Below are 25,186 nucleotides of genomic sequence, written 5' to 3'. Positions count from 1 at the left end.
CGAGTAATAGTCAAATCCTGTGGATGGGCGTGTCACGCGACGTGTTGATCACCGCCTGATTCGTGGTCGCTGGGTCGTTCGATCAGGATGCCGTTTTTGAAGGTGGCGCCGGCTCGGACGAGGGCGACGAGGTGGGGTGCGTTGACTGCTCGCCATCTGGTTTGGGCGGACTGGATGAGCTTGAAGGCCATCGCGACCCCCGCGGCCCTCGAGCCGGGTCCTTTCGTCACCCGTTGGCGCAACCGGACGGTCGCGAAAGTTGATTCGATGGGGTTGGTGGTGCGTAGGTGGACCCAATGCTCGGCCGGATAGTCATAGAACGCGAGCAACACGTCCAGATCATCGGTGATCTTCGCGGCAGCCTTGGGCCATTTCGTGCCGTACTCCTTCGCGAACGACCTGGCCGCGGCCTGGGCGTGCGTCTTGTCCTCGGCGTTCCAAATTTCGGCCAGTGCGGCTTTCGCGCCCGGCTGAGCGGACTCCGGCAGGCAATTTAGGACGTTGGCGATCTTGTGGAACCAGCACCGCTGCTCACGTGTTTCGGGGAACACCTCGCGCACAGCAGCCCAGAACCCCAACGCCCCATCGCCTGCTGCCAGGACCGGGGCGGCCATCCCGCGGCGTTTACACGAGCGCAGCAGGTCCGCCCAGGACTCGGTCGATTCGCGGTGCCCGTCCTCCAACGCGATCAACTCTTTGGTCCCATCAGCGCGGACCCCAATCATCACCAACAGGCACACCTTGTCCTGGGCCAGGCGAACTTTGAGGTGGATCCCGTCCACCCACATGTACACGTAGTCGGTGCCGGACAGGGACCGCTTGGTGAACGCGTCCGCCTCGCCTTGCCACGCGGTCGTTAACCGGGTGATCGTTGCCGGTGACAGGCCATGGCTACTGCCTAGAAACTGCTCCAACGCCGGAGCGAAATCATTCGACGACAGACCGTGTAGGTACAACAACGGCAGCACTTCAGCGACCTGCGGGGACTTACGCGCCCACGCGGGCAGGATCGCTGAGGCGAACCGGGCCCGCGCCCCAGTGCCCTCCTGAATCCTCTTGTCGTTGACCCGAGGTGCCCGGACCGGCACCGCGCCCGCCGCAGTGCTCACCTCCCGCGGCTCGTGGAACCCGTTACGCACCACCAACCGGTGACCATCAACGTCGAGCTGGTCCGCGAACGCGTCGATATACGCGGCGACCTCACCCTGCAACGCTGCCGCAAGCATCTGCCGGGCACCATCACGCACAATCTGATCCAGCAACGACCCGCCCTCAACCACGGCGATCTTTTCGTTACTGTCCTCGCTGGACCCGCGGTTCTCCTGAGCTACCTTGAGCATGGGCGTACCTTCCCGAGCCGGCGCGCCAACGCCGACCCCGATCAGAACTTGCATGGGCTTCAGATCTTGCTCGGGAGGTACGCCCTCTTCACGTCACCTCGCCGAACTCCATCCACAGGTTCTGATCATTACTCGTTCTTGCCTGTCGGTGGCTGCGTACCAGCGCGGAGGCAGAGTTGTTCGTGGCAAATGGCACGCTCGGTCTAGAAACTGGCCTTGGTGGCTCGAACGCTCTCGTGGGGTGGGGTTTAGACGCCGCCGCTGACGTAGAGGGTTTGGCCAGTCACGTAGGTCATAGCCGCGTAGTCAATGATCGCGGCGGCGATCTCGTCTTCGGTCGAGATGCGGCCCATGGGAATGCCGTCTTTCATCCGCTCGAGGACAGCGTCAGGGACTGCTTTGAGCATGTCGGTGTCAGTTGCGCCGGGTGCGAGAGCGTTGATTCGGATGCCTCGTTTTGCACCTTCGCGGGATGCTGACCGTATGAAGCCTTCGAGGCCTGCCTTGCTAGCGGTGTAGTTCGCCTGCGCGCTTTGGCCGACCTTGGCGCCGGTTGAGGAGAGCAGCACCACGGATCCCTTGCGGGCTCGCCACATACTGCGCCACGCGCATCGCACGACGTTGATAGGTCCGATCAGGTTCGTCTCGATCACATCTCTGAGATCCTCGTCGGACATGCGAAGTAGGAAGCTATCGCGCGTGATGCCCGATGCGACGACCAAGACATCGAGGGCTCCGTGCGCTGCTATCGCGGCGTCATGCGCGGCCGCGATACTCGAGGTGTTGGTGATGTCTGCTTCGAGATCCAACACCCCGTCTGGCACTGACCCACCTGGCCGGCGGGTACCTGCGACGTGATGCCCCAGCTCCTGGTATCGACGCGCCGTGGCGCGGCCGATCCCGCGACTTGCACCGAATACGAGGACAGAGAGGGGATCAGCCATACACGGCACTCTATTGGCGTGCCAGGTTCACCCATAGGATCGTGCATACGGGCGATGAGGGGATACAGCAGGTGCCTACAAGGATCAATGTTGATAACCAGTGGGTGCTTACCGACGCACACGGAATGCTGCTGGCAGTCGGGGACGAGCCATATAAGGCAGTGAGTCCGCAGCAGGTCTTGGATGCGAAGGCGCGTCGGCTTCTGCTGCCAGCTATCGACGAGGCCATCTTGCGGGGTACGCCCGTCGAACGAGACGACGGGCCACTCATCGTCAAGGCTGTTCCAATCACCACGGTGAAGACGGGATCTCTCACCGCCGTGCACGGCATCTACTACGACAAGTCTCAGGAAGAGGCGACTCCACCACTGGTGGGTTGCTGGGAATGGGAGCTGGATCGTGTCCACTCGGACCGAACGATCCACATCTTCTGGGACGAAAAAATGTTCGAGTTATACGAGCTAGACCGTAGTGACCCCGAGTTTGCTGATCTGGTTAACGGGAAGACAGCAATGCCGCAGTGGCTCAACCACCTCATTGGCTTTGAGCATCGGGCAGAGATGTACACCTACCTCGAGCAGTGGATCGACAACCCGACGTTCACGGTTCCGATTTTTCGATACCGAATCATGACGGGTCGGGGCGAAGCAGTTCCGTCAACGAAGCACCTGCGATTTGCTGGCGAGGGCGGAGCAGATGGTGACGATCGGTGGCTTCGGGGGATCACCCATGAGGCACCAGAGGGTGAGGGCCACGTCATTCCAGATTTCGTGGAGGTCCACTCCGAAGATCTGTTGCGCGCCGCCTTCGATCTAACTGATGCGGCGCTGGCAGCGATCGATACGCGCACATGGTCGCTGTACATGTGGTCGCGCGCCCAGTGGGGCAAGGCACGTTTGGCCGACCCCGGAAACGGGTCGTTACTCAACATGTTGGACTTGGCCGACCTTGGGAAAGTGCAGCAGTACCTCACGTCGTCTGCCCGGGAGCCAAGGATCGCTGATGCTCCCATCGTGGTGCGTTTCAAGACAGAGAGCGGCACATATGAGCCGTATCTGTTGCGCGCGAGTGGCGTCGATGCTGGCACGGTTAAAGGACGCTTCGTGCTGTGCCGGCTAACACCCGGCTAGTTCCCGCTGGTCGGGCCGCGGAACATCGGCATGCTAGGTTTTTGCCTCATAGCCCCTCGTGCCGGTCGGCGCAGGCGGAGTCACTGAACAGCCCACATTGCGTGGTCCTTCATCACCCGTCACCGAGGAGGCCTTCTTATTTCCAGCACGTTGACCACAGTTGAGGTGGGCCGCGGGGTCCACTTCGTGCATGGCCCTGCTTCCAACTGGGTAATCCTGGCCGAGGGCGGTGAGGTCTCCCTAATCGATTGCGGTTATCCCGGCGACTGGCTCGCCGTAAAAGAATCCTTGGCCTGCATTGGCTACTCCCCAGCGGACGTCGGCTGGTTGTTCATCACGCACGCTCACGCTGACCACATCGGCTCTGCGGAGCGACTTCGCCGTGATTACGGCACGAAAGTGCTTGCTTGCACCGCAGAAGCCGCCCACGCTCGTCGTCTGGTACTCAACCAGGTGACCCGCGAGGAGGTGACCGTCTATGCCGCTGATCCTTTGGTGCGGACATGGATGGAGCATGCGATCGCGCTCGGCGGGCTCGAAGATGTAGCGGTTGCTGCCGTTACTGAGATCGCTGAAGGTGTTCCGGGGCCGGGGCCCCTGGCCCCAGTCCCGCATGTTGTGCCAGGGCACACGCCTGGGCACACCGTCTTCGAGATTCGCGCTGCAGGAGCTTTGGTGACTGGGGATGCGTTGATCAGCGGGCACCCCACCAGTGCGCAGCAGGGTCCCCAAATGCTTCATCCGATGTTTCACACCGACCTAGCTCGAGCCCGGCAAAGCCTGCGGTCCCTCGCAGCGATAGATGCACATGTCCTACTGCCTGGCCATGGTGACCCCTTGTTTATGAGGCCAGCGACGGCTGTGCGCGCGGTCCTCGATGAGGCCAGACCTGTTCCAAATGCCCACGAACCAGCCAGAGGGTGACGAGGTTCGATGACCAACAGCAATGTGACGTCTCCTCGTGATTGCCCTATGCAGACTGCGTCCACCACAGTCGGGCACGTATCGAAGGTTCTGCGGGAGTGGATGGAATCCGCTGCTGTTCCTGCTGAAGTACGTCCATACGTGCTTGCAGAGCTGGTGAACCGTCAGTCTTGCTGCGCGGCTAACGCATCGGCATCGTGAGTGATGGCATCAATGACCGCTTGTTGCTCTTCGTGGGTCATTGAGCGGAAGCGCAGAACAGCCTCCACGACCCGGTCGTTCTGTGCAGAGGGGACATCAAGTGCCCTACGGATCGCCTGCCGCACAGCAGGATCGGTGAAGTAGAGCAGAGGCTTGCCTAGTACTTCGGCCAGGTTCGCCATAAGCATGGTGGTCGGGGCCGCGTTTCGCCCCTTGCACAGCTGACGGAAGTGAACTGACGAGAGCGGTGTGCCGAGGTTCGTCACTTCGACGGCTATGCGGTCGTTGGTCCAGTTGCCGTCGGGATCAGCTTTACGGAGATCGTCGGTGGCTTCCTCGAGCGCGGCGCTAAGCCCAGGGATGTCGCGAGACACCACAATTGCCCTCCGTCGACGTCCCAGTACGACGTGGGGAGCCAAACCCCGCGTCTCGGTTAGGCCCCAACCGTAGGGGTTGGCCTTGTCCGCTGCCATCTCAGGTCTACCTCTCACCATCATTCACAGTGCGACTTTTATAAGCACGGTGTTTGCACTAAACCTGCAAAGTGATATTTAATCATCACACACAAGGTGTCAGCGGCCGCAGAGCAGCTGAGGGGAGAGTCATCGTGACGCAGGGATTGTTCGATCCGTCGCGGGTGCCGGTGTATCCGGTGGTGCGGATGAGTTTGGTGGGGGACCTGGTCACGGTGGATGACGTGGTGGTGGTTGTTCCGCCGGGGGTTGAGCCACGAATCGCGGGGTTGAATGTGGTTGCTGCGCGGGCTGCGGCCCGTCAGGGCGCGGTGCAGGCTGTCCGTGCGGTCGCTTGCGATGGTGCGGGTAATTCGTGGCCGGTGGTCGTGGACGGGCACGGCAAGATGTGGCCGTTGGACACGCCCGGCGCGACACCGGTGACGGGTAAGCGTTCCGGGTCGGGGCGCACCCGGTCGCGGGTGGGTGTGCGCCTAGCCGTCAGCGGGTCAGCAGTGGCGTTGGCGGTCGCCGTCATGGGCGGCGTCGTGCTGTTGGGTCATTCCGGTGGCGCCGGTGCGGCGGTAGCAACGGTGACGGTCACCCCCTCGGCGACGCCAACGGAGCTGCCGGTGACCGCACCGGTGGGGTGGTCCGCGCAAGCATCGTGGTCCTCGGTGGCGGTGCCCGCGCCGTCGGGCGCGAGCACACCGGCGCCGATGGTGGCCGTGTCCGGGACAACGGTGTTCACCGTCATCACCCGCGGGGTGGGCGGCCTCTCGGTCGCGGCGCTGCACGCTCGTACGGGCGCCGTGGCGTGGGCACGCCCGGTGACCGGGTCGCAGGTGACCGCCGGCCCGGTGCTGGGGGCGATCAACGGGGCACCGGTGGTGATGGTCGCTACCAACACCGCGGTGGTCGCGTTCACCCCTGCAGGCGTCCCGGTGGGGTCGTGGACGGTGCCCGTGACCGCCGCAGCAGGCAGTAGTGCGGTGGTGTTGACTCCGGCCGGTCCGATCCTGCCCCGGACACAAACAACGGTCTCGATCGTGGGGCCCGACAACACGCTGATGGCGCGGGCGTTGCCTCCGGGTGGACGCGCGGTCGCGGTCCTGGGCGGGGGCGCAGTGTTAGTCACCGACACGACCGGGCACGCGTACAAAGTCACCTCACCCACGGTCGCAGGCACGCCCATCGGACTACCCGCCCCGAAGGGGTACACCGGCGGGGTCACGGTCGCGGTCACCGCGACTCAGTTGGTGCAGTCCTGGTCCCCGACCAAGGCCACAGCCGGCGGCGGCGCGCCGGTACAGGTCCTGCGGGCCAGCGCGTTGTCGACGTTGACACCGTCCTGGACCGGCGCGCAGATCCCCGCCACCTCAGGGGCGACCGGACTGATGACCTCCCCGGACGGGCGCACGGGCGTGGCCGGAGCCAGGGTGGTGAACCTGACCACCGGCGCGGTGGGCGGCTTGCCGGCCGGGTGGTCACCCCTGGGCGTGGGCAACGGGGTCATCTGGTGTCACAACGCGAACCAACAGGTCGTTGCTGTGACGGCCTCAGGCGCGGTCATCGGTGGTGCGGGAACCGGCACCGACCCGGCACCAACCCCCGGGGGTGGCACTGGGCAACCGGTAACCCCGTACGCGCTGGTCGGCAGGTCCGCGCTGGTCCTGGCCGCTGCAGACAGCGTCCCCCGCTTGTACTTGCTCCCGGCAGACCCGGGTGCTGCTACCTCGCCGGCGCCAAGCCCGACGTCGATTACCCCCGCGGCAACGACCCCGCCCGTGCCGTCGAGCACGGCCAGCACACCAGCGAAGAAGACGCCAAAGAAACCGAGCACCAAACCGGGCAAGAAGCCGAGTAAGAAACCATCGGTGACGTCGTCGAAGGGTGGCCGCCGATGAGTGGGGGCAAGGCCGCGGGTGGGGCGCTGCTGGGAATCGCGGTGATCCCGATCCTGGTGGTGGTCGCGATATCTGGGACCGCACCCACGCCGGCGCCAGTCGGGGGTGGCGGGTTAAACAGTGCGGGTATCCCAGCAGATCTGGTCCCGTTGATCCAAGCGGCAGGAACGGTCTGTGCGGGGATCACCGCACCCGATATCGCGGCGCAGTTGAAAGCCGAATCTGGCTTCAACCGGGCCGCGACCAGCCCTGCCGGCGCGCAGGGCATCGCCCAGTTCATGCCCGGCACGTGGGTCACCTGGGGCAAGGACTATGACCACAACGGGTCCAGCTCCCCACTGGACCCAGGCGACGCGATCCCAGCCCAAGCCCATTTCATGTGCGCCCTGTACTCCCAGGTGACCACCTTGCTGAAGGCCGGGAGCGTCACGGGTGACCCCAACGATCTGGCGTGGGCGGCATACAACGCCGGCCTGGGCGCGGTCCAAGGCGCTGGTGGTGTCCCACGCAACGGGGAAACCCCGGCCTACATCACCAACATCCGTAAGTACCTGGCGTTGTTCACCGCCGCCGGTGGGGTGGGTGGCCCAGCCCTGGCGGCGGGCGCGTCCCTGTCACAGACAGTGCTGGCGTATGCGTGGCACACCAACCAGGGCCAGGACCACCTCGCGCAGATGCCGCAGTACACCGCCGCGGTGAACGCCGCCCGGGCCAGTGGCCATTTCTACGCCCACCAACCGGGGGAGTACCCCGCTGGTAGGCCCGAAGGGGATCACTGTTCCGCGACGGCGTCATTAATCGCGACCACGGCAGTGGATCCCTCCTACAACGATGCCGGCGTGATGGCCCAGGGTGCGGGGTTCGTCCCCGTGCAGGAAGCGTGGATGGCCGCGCACTGGCAACTCGTCGGCTCGGCCGGGTCGTTGAGCCTGTCCCAGTTACGCCCCGGTGATGTCGGGATCAGCAACGGCGGGGGCCTGACCCACGTGTGGATGTACGTCGGCAGCGTTCCGGGGTTCTCCGGCAACTTCGTGGAGGGCTCGTACGCCTATTCCGGGCATGTCGGGTTCGCCCCGCAAGCCCGCCAATCACCCGGGGTGCTCTATGCCGGGTTTCCCCACGCCGTCTACTACCGGAAGAAGTGACCCCCATGTCGATCACCAGGTACACGATGAGCGCCGCGGCCGGGGCGGTCGTGGTCGCCGCGGCACTGACCGGGTGCGCGGGGAAAACCTCGGCCGGTCCGAGCACGGTCACGGTCACCGCCTCCCGCACGACGTCGAGTTCGTCGACCTCGAGCTCGAGAACGCCACAGATCCCGACCGCGACAATCGCGCCGGGCACAGCGGGCACCCCGCGTGGGGGAGCGCCCGCCCTGGCAAAAGTGAACGCCCAGAACGCCTCAGCGGTCGCGGCAGCGGTGATGCGCGTGTTCGCCACTCGTGACACCGCGTTGGACACCACCCCGTTGGACGCGGAACGACGCGCGATGCCCTTGCTGGGTGCGCCATTAGCCGCGGCAGTGAACGCGCCGATTGGCGGTAACGGCGGGGGTGGGCCCGCGTGGTCGGCATTGACCGCCCACCACGGATGGACCACCGCGACCGCGAAAGTCATCCCACTGCAGGGCGTGGCAGATCAGTCCGGTGACAGCCCCACCCTGGCCGTGCGCCAAGTCGAAGTCGCCACCACCAGACACGGGACCGGCGGATGGTCCACCACCGCGGCGATCGCCCTGTGGGTGGTCACCTGCTCGCGGGCATCCAAGAACGCGCCGTGGCGGGTCACCGCGGTCTACGAGCAAACCCCATGAACACCACGGACATCAACCGGTACGTACGACCTCACCCAGGGAGTCACCACGATGAGTAACGACACCGACACGACCACCGCCGTCACAGCCAACGACACCATCACCGCCGGAACCGGCGAGGTCTTGCAGTTGGTGATCGGGGACGGGCAGTACGTCCTGGACGGGGACACGGTGATCGTTCCGGACGGGTCGGTCCACCAGGTCGCGATGGAACACATTGCCGCAGCAGCCACCGGCCCCGTGCAGGTGAGGGCCAGCGACGGGTCGGCGGTGTACCAGCTCCTGGTCAACCCCGATGGGTCAGTGACCGCGCTGCCCGACGTGCCCGTGGCCTCGGTGCCGCAGCCGTCGGCAGCTCGGCGCGGCACCCCCGCCCGGACACAACCGGTCGGGCGGAAAGTACCTACCACCACCACGAGCATGCGCACGGACACGGATGACGTGCCAGCCAACGATGTGCCGGAGAGGGCGGCGCGGGATGAGGCGCTGTCGCCGGGGCAGGTTGTCCCCGCACGGGAGATCTCTGAACCGGTGGCCTGCGCGGCACCTGTTGATGCGGGGTTGTCCGGTGGTGCAGCAGCCGGGGGAGTGACCGGTGCGGCGGTGGGTGTGATGGGTTCGCCCGCTGAGCCGGGCACGCGGGCGGATCGGCGCGCGGCCCGGGAGTCCGTCACGTTCCTACCGGGCGCGGATGAGGCGTTCGCGGGTCCGGTGGCCGAGCCGCCCGCAACTGGGTGGGCGGGGGTGTTGGCCCGGTTGGGTTTGCGCAGGACGCCGGCTGGTCCGACGCCGGAACAGTTGGTGCAGCGGGCGGAGTTGCGGGCGATTGCCCAGCATTGGGCTGGCCCGCGCACGATCGCGGTCGTCAACCCCAAGGGTGGTGCGGGTAAAACCCCGACGACGATCGCGTTGGCGGCGATGTTCGCCCGGTGGGGCGGGGCGGGGTGTGTGGCCTGGGACAACAACCAGACCCGCGGAACGATGGGGTGGCGCACCGAGGCGGGCCCGCACACCGCGCACGTGCGGGACCTACTGGCGGCGGCGGATGAGTTGATGCGCCCGGGCGCACGCGCGGCGGACATGGCCGGGTACGTGCACCACCAAACCGAGGACAAGTTCGACGTGTTGCGGTCCAACCCGCACTCCATCGCCCCCCAGGAACGCCTGACCGGGGCCGACCTGGACCTCCTGCATCAGGTCACCGCGAGGTACTACCGGCTGATTTTCATCGACTCCGGTAACGATGAGTCAGCGCCGAACTGGTTACAGATGATCGAACACACCGACCAGCTCGTCGTCGCGACCACCACCCGGCCCGATCACGCCGAGGCGGCCCGGCTGGTACTGGATGAGTTGCACGAACAGTCCGAGAACAGCGCCGAATTAGCCAACAACGCGGTCGTGATCGTCGCTCACGCGGACCAGTCCGAAGAACCGGCCACCGCCTACCTGGACCGGTTTGGTGCGATGGCCCGCGCCGCGTGCAGCATCCCGTACGACCCGGGGATGCGCGCCGCCCACCTTCGCCTGGACGGGCTCCGCCCGGACACCCAGGACGCGTGGCGGCACGCCGCGGCGTTGGTCGCAGCCGGTCTCGGTACGGCGACGCGGTCGTGAGCGCGCCCACCATGCGCCGACACCGCACCGGCCCCGACAACACCGCCACTGCCGCCAGCAGAAGCACCGGTAAGAGCCGGGGTAGGGAAGTTGCCCCGGTGAACCCGTTTCTACCCCCACCGGAGCAGGAAGCAGCCGTTCCCGAACCGGTCGTCGTTGATCCGCTCCTGGGTAAGGACCTGGCCGCGACGGGCCCGGCCCGCCCGATCGGGTTGGACGCCCCACCCGGGCCGGGCCTGGCGCGAGCCTTCACCGGCCCGGACACCCGGACCCGGGTCGTCGGTTTACACGGCGGCGCTGGTGCCAGCACCATCGCGCACCTGTTGGGGGAGCGGGTCGCGGTCGATGCGGGCCAGAAAGTTCCCCTCGGTGGCACGCCCCGGGTGTTGTTCGTCGCACGTACCCACGCCGCCGGCCTGGCCGCGGTTCGGCACGCGGGTCGGGTGTGGGCCGCGCACCAGTTGGACGACGTCACCGTGCTCGGGCTGGTCCTGGTTGATGACGGGCCCCGCATCGGCAGGGAGCAACTGAGCGCGTGCCGGACGGTCATGCGGGTCTTTCCCCGCACCTGGCGGATCGGGTGGGTCGAACCCTGGCGCACCCAACTAGCCCCAGACCTGCGCTACGCGCCACTACGAACCCGGCGCACCCTGCACCAACTACACGACCTGTGCGCACGCCAGGCCATCAACCTGGCCAAGGACCTGGCTAAGGAGCAGCAGTGATCACCGCCGCCGCGTTCGGGGTGGTGGTCGTGGGCCTTGTGATGGTGATTGCCGGGTTCATGTACCTGGCTCTGGGTGCCCGTGACTGTCAGGGCGACGGCAACGGCCGGCAACGTACCGGCTTGGCATTCATGGTCACCGGAGTGCTCATCGCGTCAGCCGCGGCGGTGATCGCGGGCATCGCCCGGTAAGACCCGCCCACCTTTTACTCACTCATCTACTGCATCACTACGAAAGGAAACACCCCTTATGAGCATCATGAGCAACACCCACGTCATGAGCGCTGTGCACGCGGTGAACGCGTTTTCTCCGACCCCGCCACCGGGAATGACCGGCCTGACCCAGGTCGTCGGGTGGGCCGCGTGGGCGGTCCTGATCATCTGCGTGCTGGGGTTCCTCGGCGGCGGCGCGTACCTGGTCATCGGCGCGATCGAGGGCCGCGAAGTCCAAGGCGTGAAGATCATCGGGATCTCCCTGGTCGCCGCAGTCATGGTCGGCTCGGCCGCAACGTGGATCACCACATTGACCGGCGTCACGTTGGTCTGACCCGACCGGGTCAGTAACGGCATCACACCCAGGAGGCAGACATGGCACGCAAGGACGACGATGACGGTTCCAGGACCGGGGCCATGACCAGTTCCACCCTGTGGTGGGGCGCGGGCGGATTGATCCTGCTAGTCCTGATCGGTCTGGTGTGGGTCCTGATCAACGCGGGAAAATCCTCTCCCGCAGCGGTCGCGACCCGCACCGTGACCGCTCCCGCCACAACCCCCAGCGGCGCCGGAGCACCACCAACGACTCCGGCCAGCTCAGCCACCACCACGGGTAACGCCTCAGGGTGCAATGTGCCCGGCGGCAACGCCCTGGTCCCGACCGCCGCGATTCCCGCCACCTGGCAACTCGTCGGGTCGGTCGCTGCGCCGGTGTCTCCCACCGCCGGCCCCACGAAGATCACCGGCACCGTTCGAAGTTGCTATCAAGATTCGCCCAGTGGCGCGGTTCTGGCGGCGATCAACATTGCGGTTGCTTTGAACTCCTCGAGCGAGCAGGAAGTCATCTCTCAGCAGTACACGCAGGGACCCGGCAGATCAGAGGCGGCCGCGTTACCCGCCGATTCGGGGAACGGGTCAATTTCCGGATTCCAAGCTCAGGCGTGCACACAGAGTGCGTGCCTGGTCAAGGTTGCCGTCAGTGTCCAGGGAAGCTACGTCGAGCAGACCATGCCAATGATCTGGTCCGGTGGGGACTGGAAGGTCAACGGCCAGGTCACCGGGGTCGCGCAACCCGTTGAGGTCAGCTCACTGTCGCCGTACGTGGTCATGAATGCACAGGGCGCGTCATGACGCACCCTGCGCAGCTTTCTTCCCCGCTTCATTCGTGTTTCAGCCTTTCGTGCGCGGCGTCGTCGCTGGCGAAGTCGGGTTTCCAGGAGGTCGTGAAGGCGTTCGCTGATGGCGCGCAGTCGATGTTCAAAGCGGTCGCGACGTTTTGGGTGAAGGTCCCTGACCCGCAACTGGGCGCGGGGACCGGTCCGGGTCAGCAGATCGCGGGCCTGGTCACCGATGAGTCGTGGGTCATCGCACTGTTAGCTACGTTCGGGTTCCTGGTCGGGATCGGGCGCCTGGTGTGGGCCAACCGGGTAGGTCAGTCCGCGCGGGAACTGGTCCGCGGGTTGATCGTGTTATCGGTGGCGGCATCGCTGACGACGGCGGTATTCACCACGTTGTTGCAGGCCGGAAATGGGTACTCGGACTGGATTCTGCAGCAGGCGACGGGGAAGAACACCACCGGTGACGCGTTCACCGCGATCATCACCCAGTCGTTGAAAACGAGCACGTCTGGGATTGATAGTGCGCTGGGCGCGTGGTTCCTGCTGTTCTTGTTGTTGATCCTGGGCGCCCTCATGCAGGTGGTGTTCATGGTCATCCGGGGCGCGGTCATCTACGTGCTGGCCGTGTTCATCCCCGTCTTCGCCGCCGATTCGTGGTCAGAGGAGGGCTGGGCACGGTTCAAGCGCGCGTTGATGTTGATGTTCGCGTTCACGATCTACAAACCGGTCGCGGCCACGATCTACGCAACGGGTTTCCAGGTCCTGCATTCCCCCGGGGATTCTGACCAGGGGACCGCGTCGTTGATGACCGGGATCTACGGGCTCACGATCCTGATCCTGGCAGCGATCGCGTTACCCGCGTTGATCAAGTTCCTGGTCCCGATCGCTGCGATGGGTTCCTCCAGTGCGTTCTCTGGTGGGGCCGCGTTGGGTGCGATCGCCACCGGTGCGGCAGCGGTCGCGACGATGGGCGCCGGGGCCGGTGCGGGTGCCGGGGCGAGCGGTGCCTCGATGGCCGGCGGTGGTGGATCCGGTAGCGCCTTCGGTGGTGGAGGTTCCGGCAGCAGTGGTGGCGGTAGTGGTGGTGGGGCTGGTCCTACCCCCGATACCGGGGGCAGTTCCGGTGGGGGTTCTGGTGGGGGTAGTAAGGGTGGTGGTCTGCCGGGTGGTCAGGGCCTGGGTGGCGGGTCGGACTCCGATTCAGACGGTGGTGGGGGAGGCATCATCCCGACCGATACCCAGCAGACAGCATCTGGTGGGTCGGGTGGGTCCGCTTCTGACACGCCGGTACCGGTGTCGTCGGCGGGTGGGGGTGCCCCGGCTCCTTCGGGGTCCACCGGGGATACCCCCGCCGCTCATGGCGGTGGCGGTAGCGGTTCCAGTTCGCCCGCAGCCAGTAATCGTGGCGGCGGTAATGGTGCAAGTAGTGGTTCCAGTTCGCCAGCTGCCGGCGGCGCTTCGGGTGCTTCGGGTTCCGCCGTGGCTCCGCCGACCCTGAGTGGTTCCAGCGGCGGTGGTGGTGGTGGTTCGTCGCGGGGTGGTGGTGGCGCCCAGGTGGGTGGGCAGGTCGCGCAACAGGTTGTTGCGTTGGCTGCGGACTCGGTGCCGGACGGCGCGGAAGAGGCCCAGGTATGAGCCAGCCAGTAGGTCAGGTCGTCGTCCCCGTGAACCCAGTCGTATCCGTGAACCCAGTGGAAGAGGTTTGAGCAATGAGTGAGGTCACCGCCGAGCAGGCTAAGAGGGTCACGTTCGGCAATTTGCGGAAACCGTCGGTGCCGGGCCTGTTCGGTCTGCCGCCACTGTTTTTGGTGGTGTTGGCCTTCGCGGCGATGGCCCTGATCGGGTTATCGGTGGCGGGGCAGTTGCTGGCGGCGGTGGGCCTGGTGGTGCTGACCGGCGTGTTGACCGGGGTGATGTTGATCCCGCATGCCTCGGGTCAGAACCCGTACGTGCGGACCACCCGGTGGGTGCGTCATTCCCACGCGGAACGGGCCGGCCGCACGATGTTGCGGCAGGGCCCGGTCGGGCACGTACCTGATGGCGCGGTCCGCCTGCCGGGGTTGGCCGCCGCGAGTGAGCTGACGCAGTGGGAGGACTCGTTGGGTCAGTCCTTCGGGTTGATCAGCATCCCGGCCACTGCCCATCACACGATCGTGATTGATTGCCACGCCGCCGGGACCGGGGGTGTGGATCAGCACGTGATCGATTCCCAGGTCGCGCACTGGGGCGCCTGGTTAGCCGGGCTGGGTCAGACCGGGGACATTGTGGCCGCAGCCGCGATCATCGAAACCGCCCCGGACACGGGTCACCGGCTGCGCCGGGCGGTGTACGCCGACGTGGATACCTCTTCCCCGGCGTTCTCTCAGCAGGTGCTCGCCGACTCGGTCGCGGGAGCCTCAGGGTCGGCGGTGATCACGACCCGGTTGACGGTCACCTTCACCGGTAAACCCCTCGTGGAAGGGGTCCGCGGGAAAACGATCTCCACTGCGGACATGGCCGCGGAGATCTCCACCCGCCTGCCATCACTGTTGGGCGGGTTGAAAGCCACCGGCGCCGGCACCGGCGCGCGCCCGTGCACCGCCCAGGAGCTGATCGACACTGTCCGGGTCGCGTACGACCCGTCGGTGGCCTCGGACGTGGAAGCCGCGCGGGTCAGCGGCCAGGGGACGGGGTTGTCCTGGGATCAGGCCGGGCCTGTGGCTGCGCACGTCGCGTATGACCATTACGAGCACGAGTCGGCCATCTCCTGTTCGTGGCAGATGACGTCCCCACCGCGGGGGGTGTTCTACGACTCGACCCTGTCAGGGTTACTGGCCCCGCACCGGGATCTGACCCGTAAACGCGTCGCGATCCTGTACCGCCCGCAAACCCCCGAGCAGTCCGCGACCGCGGTGGACCGGGACGTGAAAAACACCACCTGGTCCGCCTCGGAAGGTAAACGGGTCACCGCCCGTAAAGGTGGCGAAGCGGCCGCCGCGCTGAAAACGGAGCAGGAAGAAGCAGCCGGCGCCTCGTTGGTGCGGTTCGGGATCATCGTGACCGCGACCGTCCTGGACCCCGCGTTGTTGCCGTTGGCCCGCAAAACGGTGATGTCCTCCCTCGCGGCGCCGGCTCGGTTGCGCCTGCGGTCAGCGAAGGGTTCCCAGGATGTCGCGTTCGCGGCGTCGCTGCCGATCGGGCTCGTGTTGCCCGATCACATGAGTATCCCGACCAGCATCCGTGAGGCCATGTAATGCCCACCACCCCAACCACCCGCACCGAAAACAACACAACAACCAGAACGACCAGACACACCAGATGGACTAGATGCGCTGCACGGACTGAATGGACTACTGGCACGACGGGCTGGGGGAGTGCGCGATGAGGACCGACCTGCAGAAGACACCAGCCCCGATCACCGGCCCGGCCGCGCCCGGGCCGGTGATCGGGCCGGGGGAGGAGCTGGTGGTGAATCCGTTCCTGGAGGAGGCCACCAGCGGCCCCGCCCGCCAGGGCGGTGCGCGCCGCGCCCATCGGGCCGCGGCCCGCGCGGGGGCCGCGAAGCGCACCCGGCGCGTTGGGTTGTTGGCGGGGGTGCGTGCGCGGCGGGCGGTCAACCTTGCCGGGCGGGGCACAACTCCTGGGAAGCGGGGTTGGCCTGGCCCGGGTGGTGGTGCCGCGGTGATGGTGGATACCCCCACGGAGTGGCGTGGTTCATCGGTGCAGGTATGCGGCCTGTGGCCGTTTTCGGCCGGGTCGGGGACCCCGGTGGTGGGGGTCCCGTTGGGTCGGCACCTGATCACCCGGGGCATGGTGTGCGCGGACCCGGTCAGTTGGTTTCTGAAGAAGCTGATCAACAACCCGTCGGGGTTCATCCTGGGCCGCCCCGGGTTGGGCAAGTCCTCTTTGGTCCGGAAAATGGCCGCGATCCTGCCGGCGTATGGGGTGTTACCGATCGTGTTGTCCGATCTGCGCCCGGACTACACCGACCTGATCCGCGCGTTGGAGGGCCAGGTCATCAAAGTCGGGCGCGGGGAGGGCAACGTCAACCCGTTGGACGCGGGCCCGTTGGCCGCGCGGATCAGCGAACTGCCCGACCGCCTTCGCCGCAAAGCCCACGCCGATCTGGAAGGGCGGCGGTTGAACGTGGTCCGGGGCCTGTGTGAACTGTCCGGGTCCGAGCTGGCCGACCACGAAGTCAATGTCCTGTCGACCGCGCTGCGCCTGGCCGACCCCGACCTGAGTGGGAGGGCGGTCATCGCGGACCTGCGCGCGATCATCGAAGAACGACCGGAGGTGTTGCGCCGGGTCGTGCAGGACCGCACCAGTGACAACGCGCGCTACGACGACCGTGTTGAACGGTTGATTGACGCGTTGATCACGTTGGATGCTGACGGCCCGTATGGGGATACCTTCGCCCGGGTCACGTCGGAGCCGATGATGTTGGACCGGGCGGTCTCTTTCGACATGTCGGCCGTCGAAGACGATGACCAGGTCCTACAAGCGGGTTTGCAGTTGGTGTGCTGGTCCTACGGGTCCGCCGGAGTATCCGCAGCGAAATACCTCGCGGACGCTGGGTTGGCGGAGCGGCGGGTGTACCTGCTGATCATGGACGAGCTGTGGTTGGCGTTGAACGCGGCCACGTTCATGGTTGACCGGGTCAACGCAATCACCCGCTTGAACCGGGCCCGGATGATCGGGCAGTTGCTGATCACCCACACGATGGACGACCTGGTCCTATCCACGGAGGCCGCGACCCGTAAAGCGTGGGGGTTCGTCGAACGCTCCGAAATGGTGTTCCTCGGCGGCCTGGCCGAGGGGGAGATGGGCAACCTGCAGAAAGTGTTCGGGATGTCTCGCCGGGAGCGGGAGATGATCACCGACTGGTCGATGGAAGGGACCATCAACCCCGAAACCGGCCAAGCAGAATCCGCACCCGGGCAAGGCAACTTCCTGCTCAAAACGGGCAAGAAACCCGGGATTCCTTTCCACGTGGACCTGACCGACGCAGAAAAAGCAGTCGGGAACACCAGCGGGCAGTGGGACAACCTGCAAGAAACGTGGTCCCGCCGCGCCACCGATCAGGCCGCCGCGCCCACCACCACGCCAGGGGGACACCGATGAGCAACACCAGGCCGAACAAACGATCCGACCCGGGCACCTCCGATCAGCTCTGGATCGGTGTCATCGCCCTCATCGCGGTGGTGGCGATCCTGGCCGGCCCGGCGTATGCCGGGTGGGTCGTGGGTGGCCGCTCCTGGTCGGCGGCGGCGATCGCGACCGCGGCTGTCTTGTACGTGCTCGTGCTGACCGTGGCCGTGATGGTGACCATGGCGTTGGTGCGGCGTCGCCGGGGCCGGGTGTGGACTGACCCGTTGGCGCGTTCGATGTCGACGCGGGCAGATATCGCACCGTTAACGGCACGCGTGGTCGCTGCGGACACGGCCCGGTTGGGCGCCCAGACCATCACCGCCGGGGTGGGGGTGCCAGTCGGTACCGCGGTGCTGACGAAGCAACCGTTGTACGGGCCGTGGGAGTTCACCCAGCTGTGGTTCATGGGCCCACGGATGGGCAAAACAACATCGCAGTGCATCCCACACATGGTGGCCACCGGTGGGCCCTCGTTAGCCACGATGAACAAACCGGACCTGCTACACGCCACGTGGGGCCCCCGATCAGAGATCGGGACGGTCTGGATCAGCGACCCGCAACAGTTAGCCGGGCAGGCACCGACCTGGTGGTGGGACCCGTTGTCGTTCATCACAGCCGGGTTTGGTGCGGTCTCGCGGGCGGAGAAACTCGCGGGGATCTTCCAAGCGGCCTCCACCAAGCCGGACGCGAAAGAGGACGCGTACTTCGGTCCCGGGGGTGAGTCGTTGCTGTCGGACCTGTTGCTGGCGGCCGCGGTCGCCGGTGAGCCGATCACCCGGGTGTATGAGTGGTTGACCTTCCCCGACGGTGAGCCGGATCTGCCCAGCCCCGTTCAGTTGTTGAAGGACCACGGGATGCACGCGTGCGCGACGTCGCTGACCGGTCACATCCGTAAAACGGCCAAGCAGCGTGACGGCCTGTACGGGTCCGCGCAGATCATCATGCGGTTCCTGCGTGAGGGAGAGTTCTTGGCCTGGATTACCTCCACTGGCACCGGTGACACCCGCCGCCAGTTCAGCCCCCAGCAGTTCGTCACCTCTACCGACACGCTGTACCTGCTGTCCCAAGAAGGCCCCGGGTCTGCGCGGGCCATCACCGCGGCGTTGGTCAACGCGGTGTTCGTCGCCGCGGAAGAAAAAGCCAACGCCAGCCCTGGGGGCCGGTTGGCGGTGCCGTTGCTGTGTGAGCTGGATGAGGCGGCCAACATTTGCCGGTTACCGCAACTGCCGGCTATCTACTCCCACTTCGGGTCCAAGGGGATCATCCTGATCACGATTTTGCAGTCCCGTGAGCAAGGTGTGCAGGCGTGGGGTGAAAGCGGTCTGACCTCGATGGTGTCCTCGGCTTCGATCCTGGGTATCGGCGGCGGTATCCGCGACAAGGACCACCTGCTGGACCTGGTCGCTCTGATCGGTCGCCGCCAAGAGGTGCACCGCTCCCAAACCAGCGGCAACAAAGGCAACCGTTCCTCCTCCCGGGACGTGCGCGAGGAAGACATCTTCTCCGTCGATGACCTGGCCGCGTTCCCGCGCGGGCGGGGAGTGGTCTTCATCGCCGGCACCAGACCCACCCTGATCAAACTGGACCCTTGGTACGAGCAAGACCCGCACATTGCGGGCAAGATCGCCGCGAGTATCGAGTGCTACAGCCCCGCGGCTGAGGCTGCGGACCTGCTGGCCGGCAGTACACCGTGACCCGCCTGAGCCCGCCCGCCACGGGGCCGCTGAGCGGGTCGGCCGGGGACTTGACCCGCCCTCTGCACCGCGACGATTACCAGCCGGTCCCAGCCCAGACCACACCCGGCGGCCCGGATCAGCCGCCGCCACCGGTGCGCAGGTACGCCGGTGTTGATGAGTTCGTGGACCAGTTCGTGCTGCCCCAATGGCGCTACCGCCTGGACATCGAGGACGTGCGGTGGTGCGCACGATGGTGGGAACACACCGCGGCGCTGGGCCGCCTGGAAGCGTTGTGGGAAGCGTTCGAAGTAATGCGCCTGGACGACGGGCCCGCGTTGTCGGTCTGGTACCGCGACCACCTTGACACCCATATGACGGTCCTGACTCAACGCAACGGGGTCTTTCACCGGTGCTCTGGTGAGCGGGGTATCCACGAGCTACCACCGGTGTGGCCGCACGGGCAGGTCCCGCCCGGTTTCCTGAGCCCTCCCAACCCAGCAGGAGAAAACGATGAGTAACGACGCACACCTGGATGAACTCGGCGGCGAACTGGACCGGGTCCTGCGGACCGCGACGATGGCGGTCTCCCAGCTCGGTGAACACCTCGCGCGGCGGGTAGCCAATCAGCACCAGGCCCGCGCCGCGCAAGCCCGTCAAACGTTTATCGACGCCCGCGACCAGGCCCGCCAGCTCTACCTGCCCCTGACCTACGGCACCGCCGCCGATCGGGCCACCCCCGCCCAACTACGCCAAGCCTGGCAGGCCGCTGATGCGTGGGCCGGGCGTGACCCGCAAGCAGCCCGCGCCGCGGCGCACCTGCGGGACAAACTGCCCAACCAGAACACACCCAACACGGGGACCACAAGTGCCACAGGTGCCATGGGGTCTACGCAACCGGTGCCGGTACGCGGGCGTAGCGACGGCGCGGTGGTCTCTACCGATCAGGCTGTCGCGTTGGCGCAGGAGCACGCGCCCGGGTACTACACGCGTCACCACGAGGAGCGGCGCGAGGACAACCTGCAGCAGCTGATCGCCGACTGGTCACAGTGGCAGCAAGAGGGTGAGTTGCCGCAGCGCTCGGTGCGTGAGGAATGGGCCCGACACGTGGGGCGCAGCGAAGAAGCGACCACAGCCCGATTCACCGGCGGCCAGGCGGGGTACGACGCCGCGCTGGAACAGATCTGGAACAGTGCGGGCAGCCTGAGCGAGCAGGAAGCCCTCACCCTGGCCGCCGAACACGCGCCGGCCTATTACACCCGCCATGATCCTGAGGTTTTGGCTGTGGATTCTGACACCGCGCAGGTGCGCGCCGACTGGGAACACTGGCGCGAGCACGGGCAGTTACCGTTGCGTTCCCGCCAAGAAGAATGGGCCGCGTACGTGGGCCGGCAAGAAGAGTTCAACCCCGCCCAGTGGGACGGGGACGTTGAACGCGACGCCGCTCTGCAAGAGGTCTGGGACGAAGGCCACGACGAACGTGGCCTGCTAGAGATGACCGACCACCTAGACCGGATGGACGACGCCGGCATGGACAGCACGCCGGTCGTAGATTCGACGTTGGCCGCAGACATTGAACAATTTCGCCTAGACGCCGGTACTGCCCGCGCGACGTACACACCATTGCTAGACCCTGCCGTGTTCGCCAACGCCGATCAGGGCGCTGCCGTGACGGCGTGGGAACAAGCCGCCGGGTGGGCAGGCCAAGACCCCGCAGCTCAAGCCGCGGCCGAGCAGCTAGATCAACAGTTCCGCACCCGGTGGCAGACCTCCCCGATGGAGTACCTGCTGGATCACCTCGCAGACCAGGGCGCCAACACCACCGAAGATGCCCGCGCCGCCCACGCCGCGCAAACAGCCACCGCGCAGCGCGCCGAAGCTGATGAACTACGCGCCACCGCCAGCGAGCTGCTGGACACCGAGCAGGCCCCGGACCAGCACACTGCGGAGCAACACAGCGCTGGGGGACATGCCGAAGCAGAACATGACCTGCACGAAGCCGAGCAGGTCGACGACGACGCGGGCACCGCGCAGGAAACCGCGCCGTATGACAGGACCAACGAATCAGACATGAACGCGCCCGGTGTCACCGACGAAGCCCGCGAAGCCCGACAGCAATCCGCTGCAGGCTTTTCCCGCTCCACCAACGACATGCTCGCCCGGCACGCACACGGCAAATCCAGTACCTCACATGGCAAACCTGCCAAAGCCACTATCGGCCACCACGCCGGCACCGAGCACGACCTGGGCCGGTAACCGGGGGAGCAGTAGCAACGCTGCAGAATCGTGCGCTCAGCCGACTGCAGCGCTGCTGGCTGTTCCCCGTTAAATAGCGGACCACAAAGCCGCTAGAGCAGTGCCACTCAACGCCCCCCTGCGGGATTTTTCACCGAACAGGGCTAGGGCACTGTTAGTCCCACTACCCGCCTGACACACGGATTCGCGTGGGCGGGGTGTGTCGTGGGACGTTCCGCATCAGGGCGAGACTGCCGAAGGATCAAGACGGGCACTTTGGACTTAAAAGTGCGCGAGGGGTTCAGCGCGTCGGCTATTATGCATGATGCGAACATTGTTGGAAGAAGATCTAATGTGAGCCTTTCAGGAAGGGGAGGCAGTAGTGACTAGCGTGCCAGGCACCGCCGTCCCAGAGGATCCCTCTATGGAGGCACTCGCACAGCAAATCCTCACCATTCGCGAACTTCCCGAATTTCGACAATTTGGGAGATACTGGGAGGAGATAACGGAACACGCGTTGTCTACCAGCGCAAGGGATTTCAGAGTTAGATACGTTGAGAATCAAGAGGAAATAAACTCGCTTCAGGCGGGAGGCGTTCTTTCCAAAAATAAAAACAAACTAAAACGTCGAATCGAACTAATTGTTTGCGTTAGCCTTGCCCTGCTTCTATCTGTATTATTTCTCCATTTATCTCGCGGATGGTTTTCGAATTGGACTTGGCTACCCTCCCCCAGTAAGAGTCAGGCGTGGAGGATAGCTCTCAATCTTTTCTTACCGGCCGCCGTACTGGCAATTGGGATATTCTACTGGGCCTCGCGGCGGCGATTTAAAAACGAACAAGATTTACTCAAATTGCGCGTAGCTAACCTAAACGTTGCTTGGTCCAGCGAAGCGCAAACACTGGCAGCCGCCTCGGTCAGACTTTCTATAAACACCCTGCTAACCCCAAGAAACTTGGTGCCGTTTCCAATCTCCGCGCCAGACCTAGTAGAGCTCCCTCCCGACAAGGCCGCCGCTTCGAGAACCATCGACTTCGTAACAAAGTTTATTCGCGACCATCGAACGTCAGCCATCGGAATCGCTGGCCCGCGGGGGAGTGGCAAAAGTACCCTCATGGCGGAAGTTGGTCGCGAACCGGGCACACGAGTGATACCGATCTCTGCGGCAACTAAATATGAACCAATCGACTTGTTGAGGCGGATCGCCTTTTCGGCGAGTAGCTCAAACAAATACAATGATCTGCCGTTTAATCCGACAATATACCGTGAACCGTTTTTGGTGCAACTATCAAGGTGGATAGGCATATTTCTCGGCGCATCTCTCACACTCATCGGTCTCTTCATCCTGATATTGGAGAAGAGTGGAACCCCCCTAAGCCTGCCAAGCGTATTCACTGTTATCGCCGTCCTCGCCATCGGAGTCGGAGTCATCGTGACCATACGGTTGCTGATGCTTAACACGCTAGGGAGAGTTCGATCAGTGAACTCATCGCCCGCTCGAGCGCTGGCAGACGAGTTAAGCAGAGAGCTAACTGAAAGCCGGAGCGGAACTGCAGGGATGAAGCTTTCATCCCTGTTTAGCTTTGAAGCAAAAAGCGCAACGGAGAAAAAACGACGCGATCTGACATACGGGGACCTGATTGACCGCCTGCGCGAAGTACTCCCCGCAGAGATTCATATAGGCTCACAGGACGAGCGGGTCGTCGTGATCTTGGATGAACTTGACAAATTGCCGGATGTAGAATCGTTGACCGCGGTGGTCAATTCGATTAAGGATCTCTTCCACATACCTGGAGTGCATTTCCTAGTTTCAGTTTCCGATGAGGCGCTTTCCAACTTCACCTTACGTGGATTAAAACCCAGAGATGCATTTGATTCCTCATTTGACGAGATCGTTCGCATGTCCCGCCTCACGCCCGTTGAGGGTGTACGTCTTCTAGACTCTCGGGTAAACGGTTTCCCAAAGCCACTCGCCCTCTTGTGCAACGTTTGGGCCGGTGGCATCCCCCGCGATATCATTCGAAGCGCAAGAACGTGCATCGAAATCGCCCTTCAGAGTCCAGACGTACAACCGTGGAAAGATATTTGGACCGCATTTCTTGATAACGATATAACAAATCGCGCTCACGCCGTGGACCAATTCTCCTCACCCATTTTCGATGCGGCAGAACCGACGGTTAGTTCCCGTTCAGAATTAACGCGCGCTTCGCCGTCCTCAAATAAATTGGAAGAGGAGCCTCTAGCTGTTTTCAGATCATGCTGTGGCGCTGCACTGTCAGTGGTTGAAAAGGACCCAGCTGCCGATCATGAGTCAACCCTGCTGCGCCTTGAACTATTAACTGAGGCCGTTGGAGGGATAGGCGACGGCAGCGCGGGTGTCTTGCGTGCTCGATTCAGTGTTGATGGCCCAGACACTCCCGACATGCCCTCAGGGACAATTTGCCAGCGAGTAATCTTACGCTGGCGTCGGAGGCAGAGGGATGTTCGAAGCGAGGTCACCCGGCGTGCATGACGGTTCGGCGCTGCAATGGCTACCGACGTCAGCTGGTAGACGGAGTTGACGAGGTCCTAGTGAACGATCGTTCACCGGTCGCGATCCCTAACTGACCGGAAGATCGACCCATTTCCGTGGCGCTTACTGGGGCTGCGGGATGGGATCCTCTGAAGCATGAGCGGCGAGACCAGTCTGGCGAAGTTGCTGGCGACGATGTCACCTCAACGACGCCCAGGACAGTATGTCTTTGTCACGGTTGCCTCCTACCCGAAAGGCGCCGAAGTCCTGGCAAGCGTCGTTGAGCACGAGGGCCTCAGTGTCGTACTTACCCAGGACGACGCAGATCGACTTGGTCTTGCCTACGACTACGTCGCCGGATGGATTACCTTGCAGGTCCACTCAGCGCTGGCGGCCGTCGGGTTGACCGCTGCAGTGAGCGCAGCCCTGACCGAAGCGAATATCAGCTGCAATGTCGTGGCTGGACACCACCACGACCACCTACTGGTCCCAGCCCATCGCATTGATGATGCGATATTCATTCTTCGCAGCCTCACCGATTGATGAACATCACCGGCGCCCGCACGCAGTAGATCGTCCCTCGAACCCAGATCTGCGGGACCGCACCACTCCGATGTCCATAGGGAACACGGTCGCTGTGACCGGCGTCCGGAAGCGGACCGTTCACCGGTCGGCGATCCGCTTACGGCTGATCGGTGTGGGAAATGTCTATGTGCCGTGGGCGTCCTGATACTGCTGGGTAACGTCTGTGGAGATGCGACCTCGGTCAGATACTTCGATGCCCTGGTTTTTTGCCCATGCACGAACCGCTTTAGCGGGAGGAGCGCCGTTGCGTGTGTCGGTACTTCGGCGGGGTGTAGCGGGCTGAGGCACCCTGTGACAGGCGGCTTCAATGATCTGGGTGAGCAGTTTGTCCAGGGCTTTGGCGTTCCGTGCTGATAGGTCGACCCGGTAGTCCACACCTCGGTAGGAAAAGTCCACCGTTTCGGTGGAATCAGCAACGTTGTCATCGGCGAAGCGCTCGATGAACGCCCGGGTCAGGAAGAGACCGCCCTGGAGGAGATGCTGTACATCTGCACTGATGATCTGTGGCGCCTTCAGCAAGGCCAGCGGTTCAGTTTTCATGGTGCTGCCAGCGTGTCAGAACCAGAATTGAAGGGCCAATCGCTCCCACCCGTGCGCCAGTCGTGGATCCCGATATGGCTCGCCCCGCAGGTTCTCATGCGCAACCTTGCAGCGCTGCTCCTGGTACC

General features: G+C 64.6%; 22 protein-coding genes. 18 read left to right on the top strand and 4 right to left on the bottom strand.

What is annotated here, in order from left to right; genetic code table 11:
• Positions 1 to 32 precede the first annotated feature (32 nt).
• Positions 33 to 1,340: an IS256 family transposase gene (locus V3G39_18035; protein XAS78330.1), complete on the bottom strand. Its 1,308-nt coding sequence runs from the start codon at positions 1,338 to 1,340 to the stop codon at positions 33 to 35.
• A 248-nt stretch (positions 1,341 to 1,588) separates the two neighbouring features.
• On the bottom strand, positions 1,589 to 2,284 hold the full coding sequence (locus V3G39_18030) for an SDR family oxidoreductase (protein XAS78329.1): 696 nt from the start codon (positions 2,282 to 2,284) through the stop codon (positions 1,589 to 1,591).
• A 41-nt stretch (positions 2,285 to 2,325) separates the two neighbouring features.
• On the opposite strand from V3G39_18030, the gene V3G39_18025 reads away from it, so the two are divergent.
• Together V3G39_18025 and V3G39_18020 are read left to right on the top strand one after the other, a co-directional pair.
• Entirely contained in the window at positions 2,326 to 3,414 is a 1,089-nt protein-coding gene (locus V3G39_18025) for a hypothetical protein (protein XAS78328.1), read from the top strand.
• A 165-nt stretch (positions 3,415 to 3,579) separates the two neighbouring features.
• Positions 3,580 to 4,338, top strand: coding sequence for an MBL fold metallo-hydrolase (locus V3G39_18020; protein ID XAS78331.1), 759 nt, complete (start codon positions 3,580 to 3,582; stop codon positions 4,336 to 4,338).
• Positions 4,339 to 4,502: 164 nt separating this feature from the next.
• On the opposite strand, the gene V3G39_18015 is transcribed toward V3G39_18020, so the two are convergent.
• A complete protein-coding gene (locus V3G39_18015) occupies positions 4,503 to 4,913 on the bottom strand; it encodes a hypothetical protein (protein ID XAS78327.1) in 411 nt (136 codons plus the stop codon).
• A gap of 233 nt (positions 4,914 to 5,146) precedes the next feature.
• Between V3G39_18015 and V3G39_18010 the strand changes: the two genes are divergently transcribed.
• The 16 genes from V3G39_18010 (at position 5,147) to V3G39_17935 (ending at position 24,476) form a co-directional block, all read left to right on the top strand.
• Positions 5,147 to 6,898: a hypothetical protein gene (locus V3G39_18010; GenBank protein XAS78326.1), complete on the top strand. Its 1,752-nt coding sequence runs from the start codon at positions 5,147 to 5,149 to the stop codon at positions 6,896 to 6,898.
• On the top strand, positions 6,895 to 8,043 hold the full coding sequence (locus V3G39_18005) for a lytic transglycosylase domain-containing protein (GenBank protein ID XAS78325.1): 1,149 nt from the start codon (positions 6,895 to 6,897) through the stop codon (positions 8,041 to 8,043). Before V3G39_18010 ends, V3G39_18005 begins: the two co-directional genes overlap by 4 nt.
• 5 nt (positions 8,044 to 8,048) lie before the next feature.
• Complete coding sequence (locus tag V3G39_18000; protein ID XAS78324.1) at positions 8,049 to 8,711, top strand: hypothetical protein; 663 nt, start codon at positions 8,049 to 8,051, stop codon at positions 8,709 to 8,711.
• A 51-nt stretch (positions 8,712 to 8,762) separates the two neighbouring features.
• Positions 8,763 to 10,328 carry an ATPase gene (locus V3G39_17995; protein XAS78323.1) on the top strand — a complete coding sequence of 522 codons (1,566 nt, stop codon included), beginning with the start codon at positions 8,763 to 8,765 and terminating at the stop codon, positions 10,326 to 10,328.
• Entirely contained in the window at positions 10,325 to 11,053 is a 729-nt protein-coding gene (locus V3G39_17990) for a DUF6668 family protein (protein XAS78322.1), read from the top strand. Before V3G39_17995 ends, V3G39_17990 begins: the two co-directional genes overlap by 4 nt.
• A complete protein-coding gene (locus tag V3G39_17985; GenBank protein ID XAS78321.1) occupies positions 11,050 to 11,244 on the top strand; it encodes a hypothetical protein in 195 nt (64 codons plus the stop codon). Before V3G39_17990 ends, V3G39_17985 begins: the two co-directional genes overlap by 4 nt.
• Positions 11,245 to 11,302: 58 nt before the next feature.
• Entirely contained in the window at positions 11,303 to 11,599 is a 297-nt protein-coding gene (locus V3G39_17980) for a hypothetical protein (GenBank protein ID XAS78320.1), read from the top strand.
• 41 nt (positions 11,600 to 11,640) lie between these two features.
• Complete coding sequence (locus V3G39_17975; GenBank protein ID XAS78319.1) at positions 11,641 to 12,396, top strand: hypothetical protein; 756 nt, start codon at positions 11,641 to 11,643, stop codon at positions 12,394 to 12,396.
• Complete coding sequence (locus V3G39_17970) at positions 12,393 to 14,018, top strand: hypothetical protein (protein ID XAS78318.1); 1,626 nt, start codon at positions 12,393 to 12,395, stop codon at positions 14,016 to 14,018. Before V3G39_17975 ends, V3G39_17970 begins: the two co-directional genes overlap by 4 nt.
• A 74-nt stretch (positions 14,019 to 14,092) precedes the next feature.
• The gene (locus V3G39_17965; GenBank protein ID XAS78317.1) at positions 14,093 to 15,616 is read left to right on the top strand and encodes an SCO6880 family protein; all 1,524 of its coding nucleotides are present in this window, start codon (positions 14,093 to 14,095) and stop codon (positions 15,614 to 15,616) included.
• A gap of 127 nt (positions 15,617 to 15,743) precedes the next feature.
• The gene (locus V3G39_17960; GenBank protein XAS78316.1) at positions 15,744 to 17,486 is read left to right on the top strand and encodes a hypothetical protein; all 1,743 of its coding nucleotides are present in this window, start codon (positions 15,744 to 15,746) and stop codon (positions 17,484 to 17,486) included.
• Positions 17,483 to 19,207, top strand: coding sequence for a TraM recognition domain-containing protein (locus V3G39_17955; GenBank protein ID XAS78315.1), 1,725 nt, complete (start codon positions 17,483 to 17,485; stop codon positions 19,205 to 19,207). The genes V3G39_17960 and V3G39_17955 overlap by 4 nt, the downstream gene beginning before the upstream one ends.
• On the top strand, positions 19,204 to 19,707 hold the full coding sequence (locus V3G39_17950; protein ID XAS78314.1) for a DUF4913 domain-containing protein: 504 nt from the start codon (positions 19,204 to 19,206) through the stop codon (positions 19,705 to 19,707). The genes V3G39_17955 and V3G39_17950 overlap by 4 nt, the downstream gene beginning before the upstream one ends.
• A complete protein-coding gene (locus tag V3G39_17945; GenBank protein XAS78313.1) occupies positions 19,700 to 21,442 on the top strand; it encodes a hypothetical protein in 1,743 nt (580 codons plus the stop codon). The genes V3G39_17950 and V3G39_17945 overlap by 8 nt, the downstream gene beginning before the upstream one ends.
• Positions 21,443 to 21,845: 403 nt before the next feature.
• Positions 21,846 to 23,933 (top strand): P-loop NTPase fold protein, encoded by a 2,088-nt coding sequence (locus V3G39_17940; protein ID XAS78312.1) that lies wholly within the window; start codon positions 21,846 to 21,848, stop codon positions 23,931 to 23,933.
• 156 nt (positions 23,934 to 24,089) lie between these two features.
• Positions 24,090 to 24,476: an ACT domain-containing protein gene (locus V3G39_17935; protein XAS78311.1), complete on the top strand. Its 387-nt coding sequence runs from the start codon at positions 24,090 to 24,092 to the stop codon at positions 24,474 to 24,476.
• Between the two features lie 165 nt (positions 24,477 to 24,641).
• On the opposite strand, the gene V3G39_17930 is transcribed toward V3G39_17935, so the two are convergent.
• Positions 24,642 to 25,058 (bottom strand): Lsr2 family protein, encoded by a 417-nt coding sequence (locus tag V3G39_17930; protein ID XAS78310.1) that lies wholly within the window; start codon positions 25,056 to 25,058, stop codon positions 24,642 to 24,644.
• Between the last annotated feature and the right edge of the window lie 128 nt (positions 25,059 to 25,186).

The sequence above is a fragment of the Dermatophilaceae bacterium Sec6.4 genome (genome assembly GCA_039636865.1).
Classification (GTDB): domain Bacteria; phylum Actinomycetota; class Actinomycetes; order Actinomycetales; family Dermatophilaceae; genus Allobranchiibius.
The sequence above is the reverse complement of the archived record's forward strand: the minus strand, read 5'-3'. Positions and strand labels throughout refer to the sequence as shown.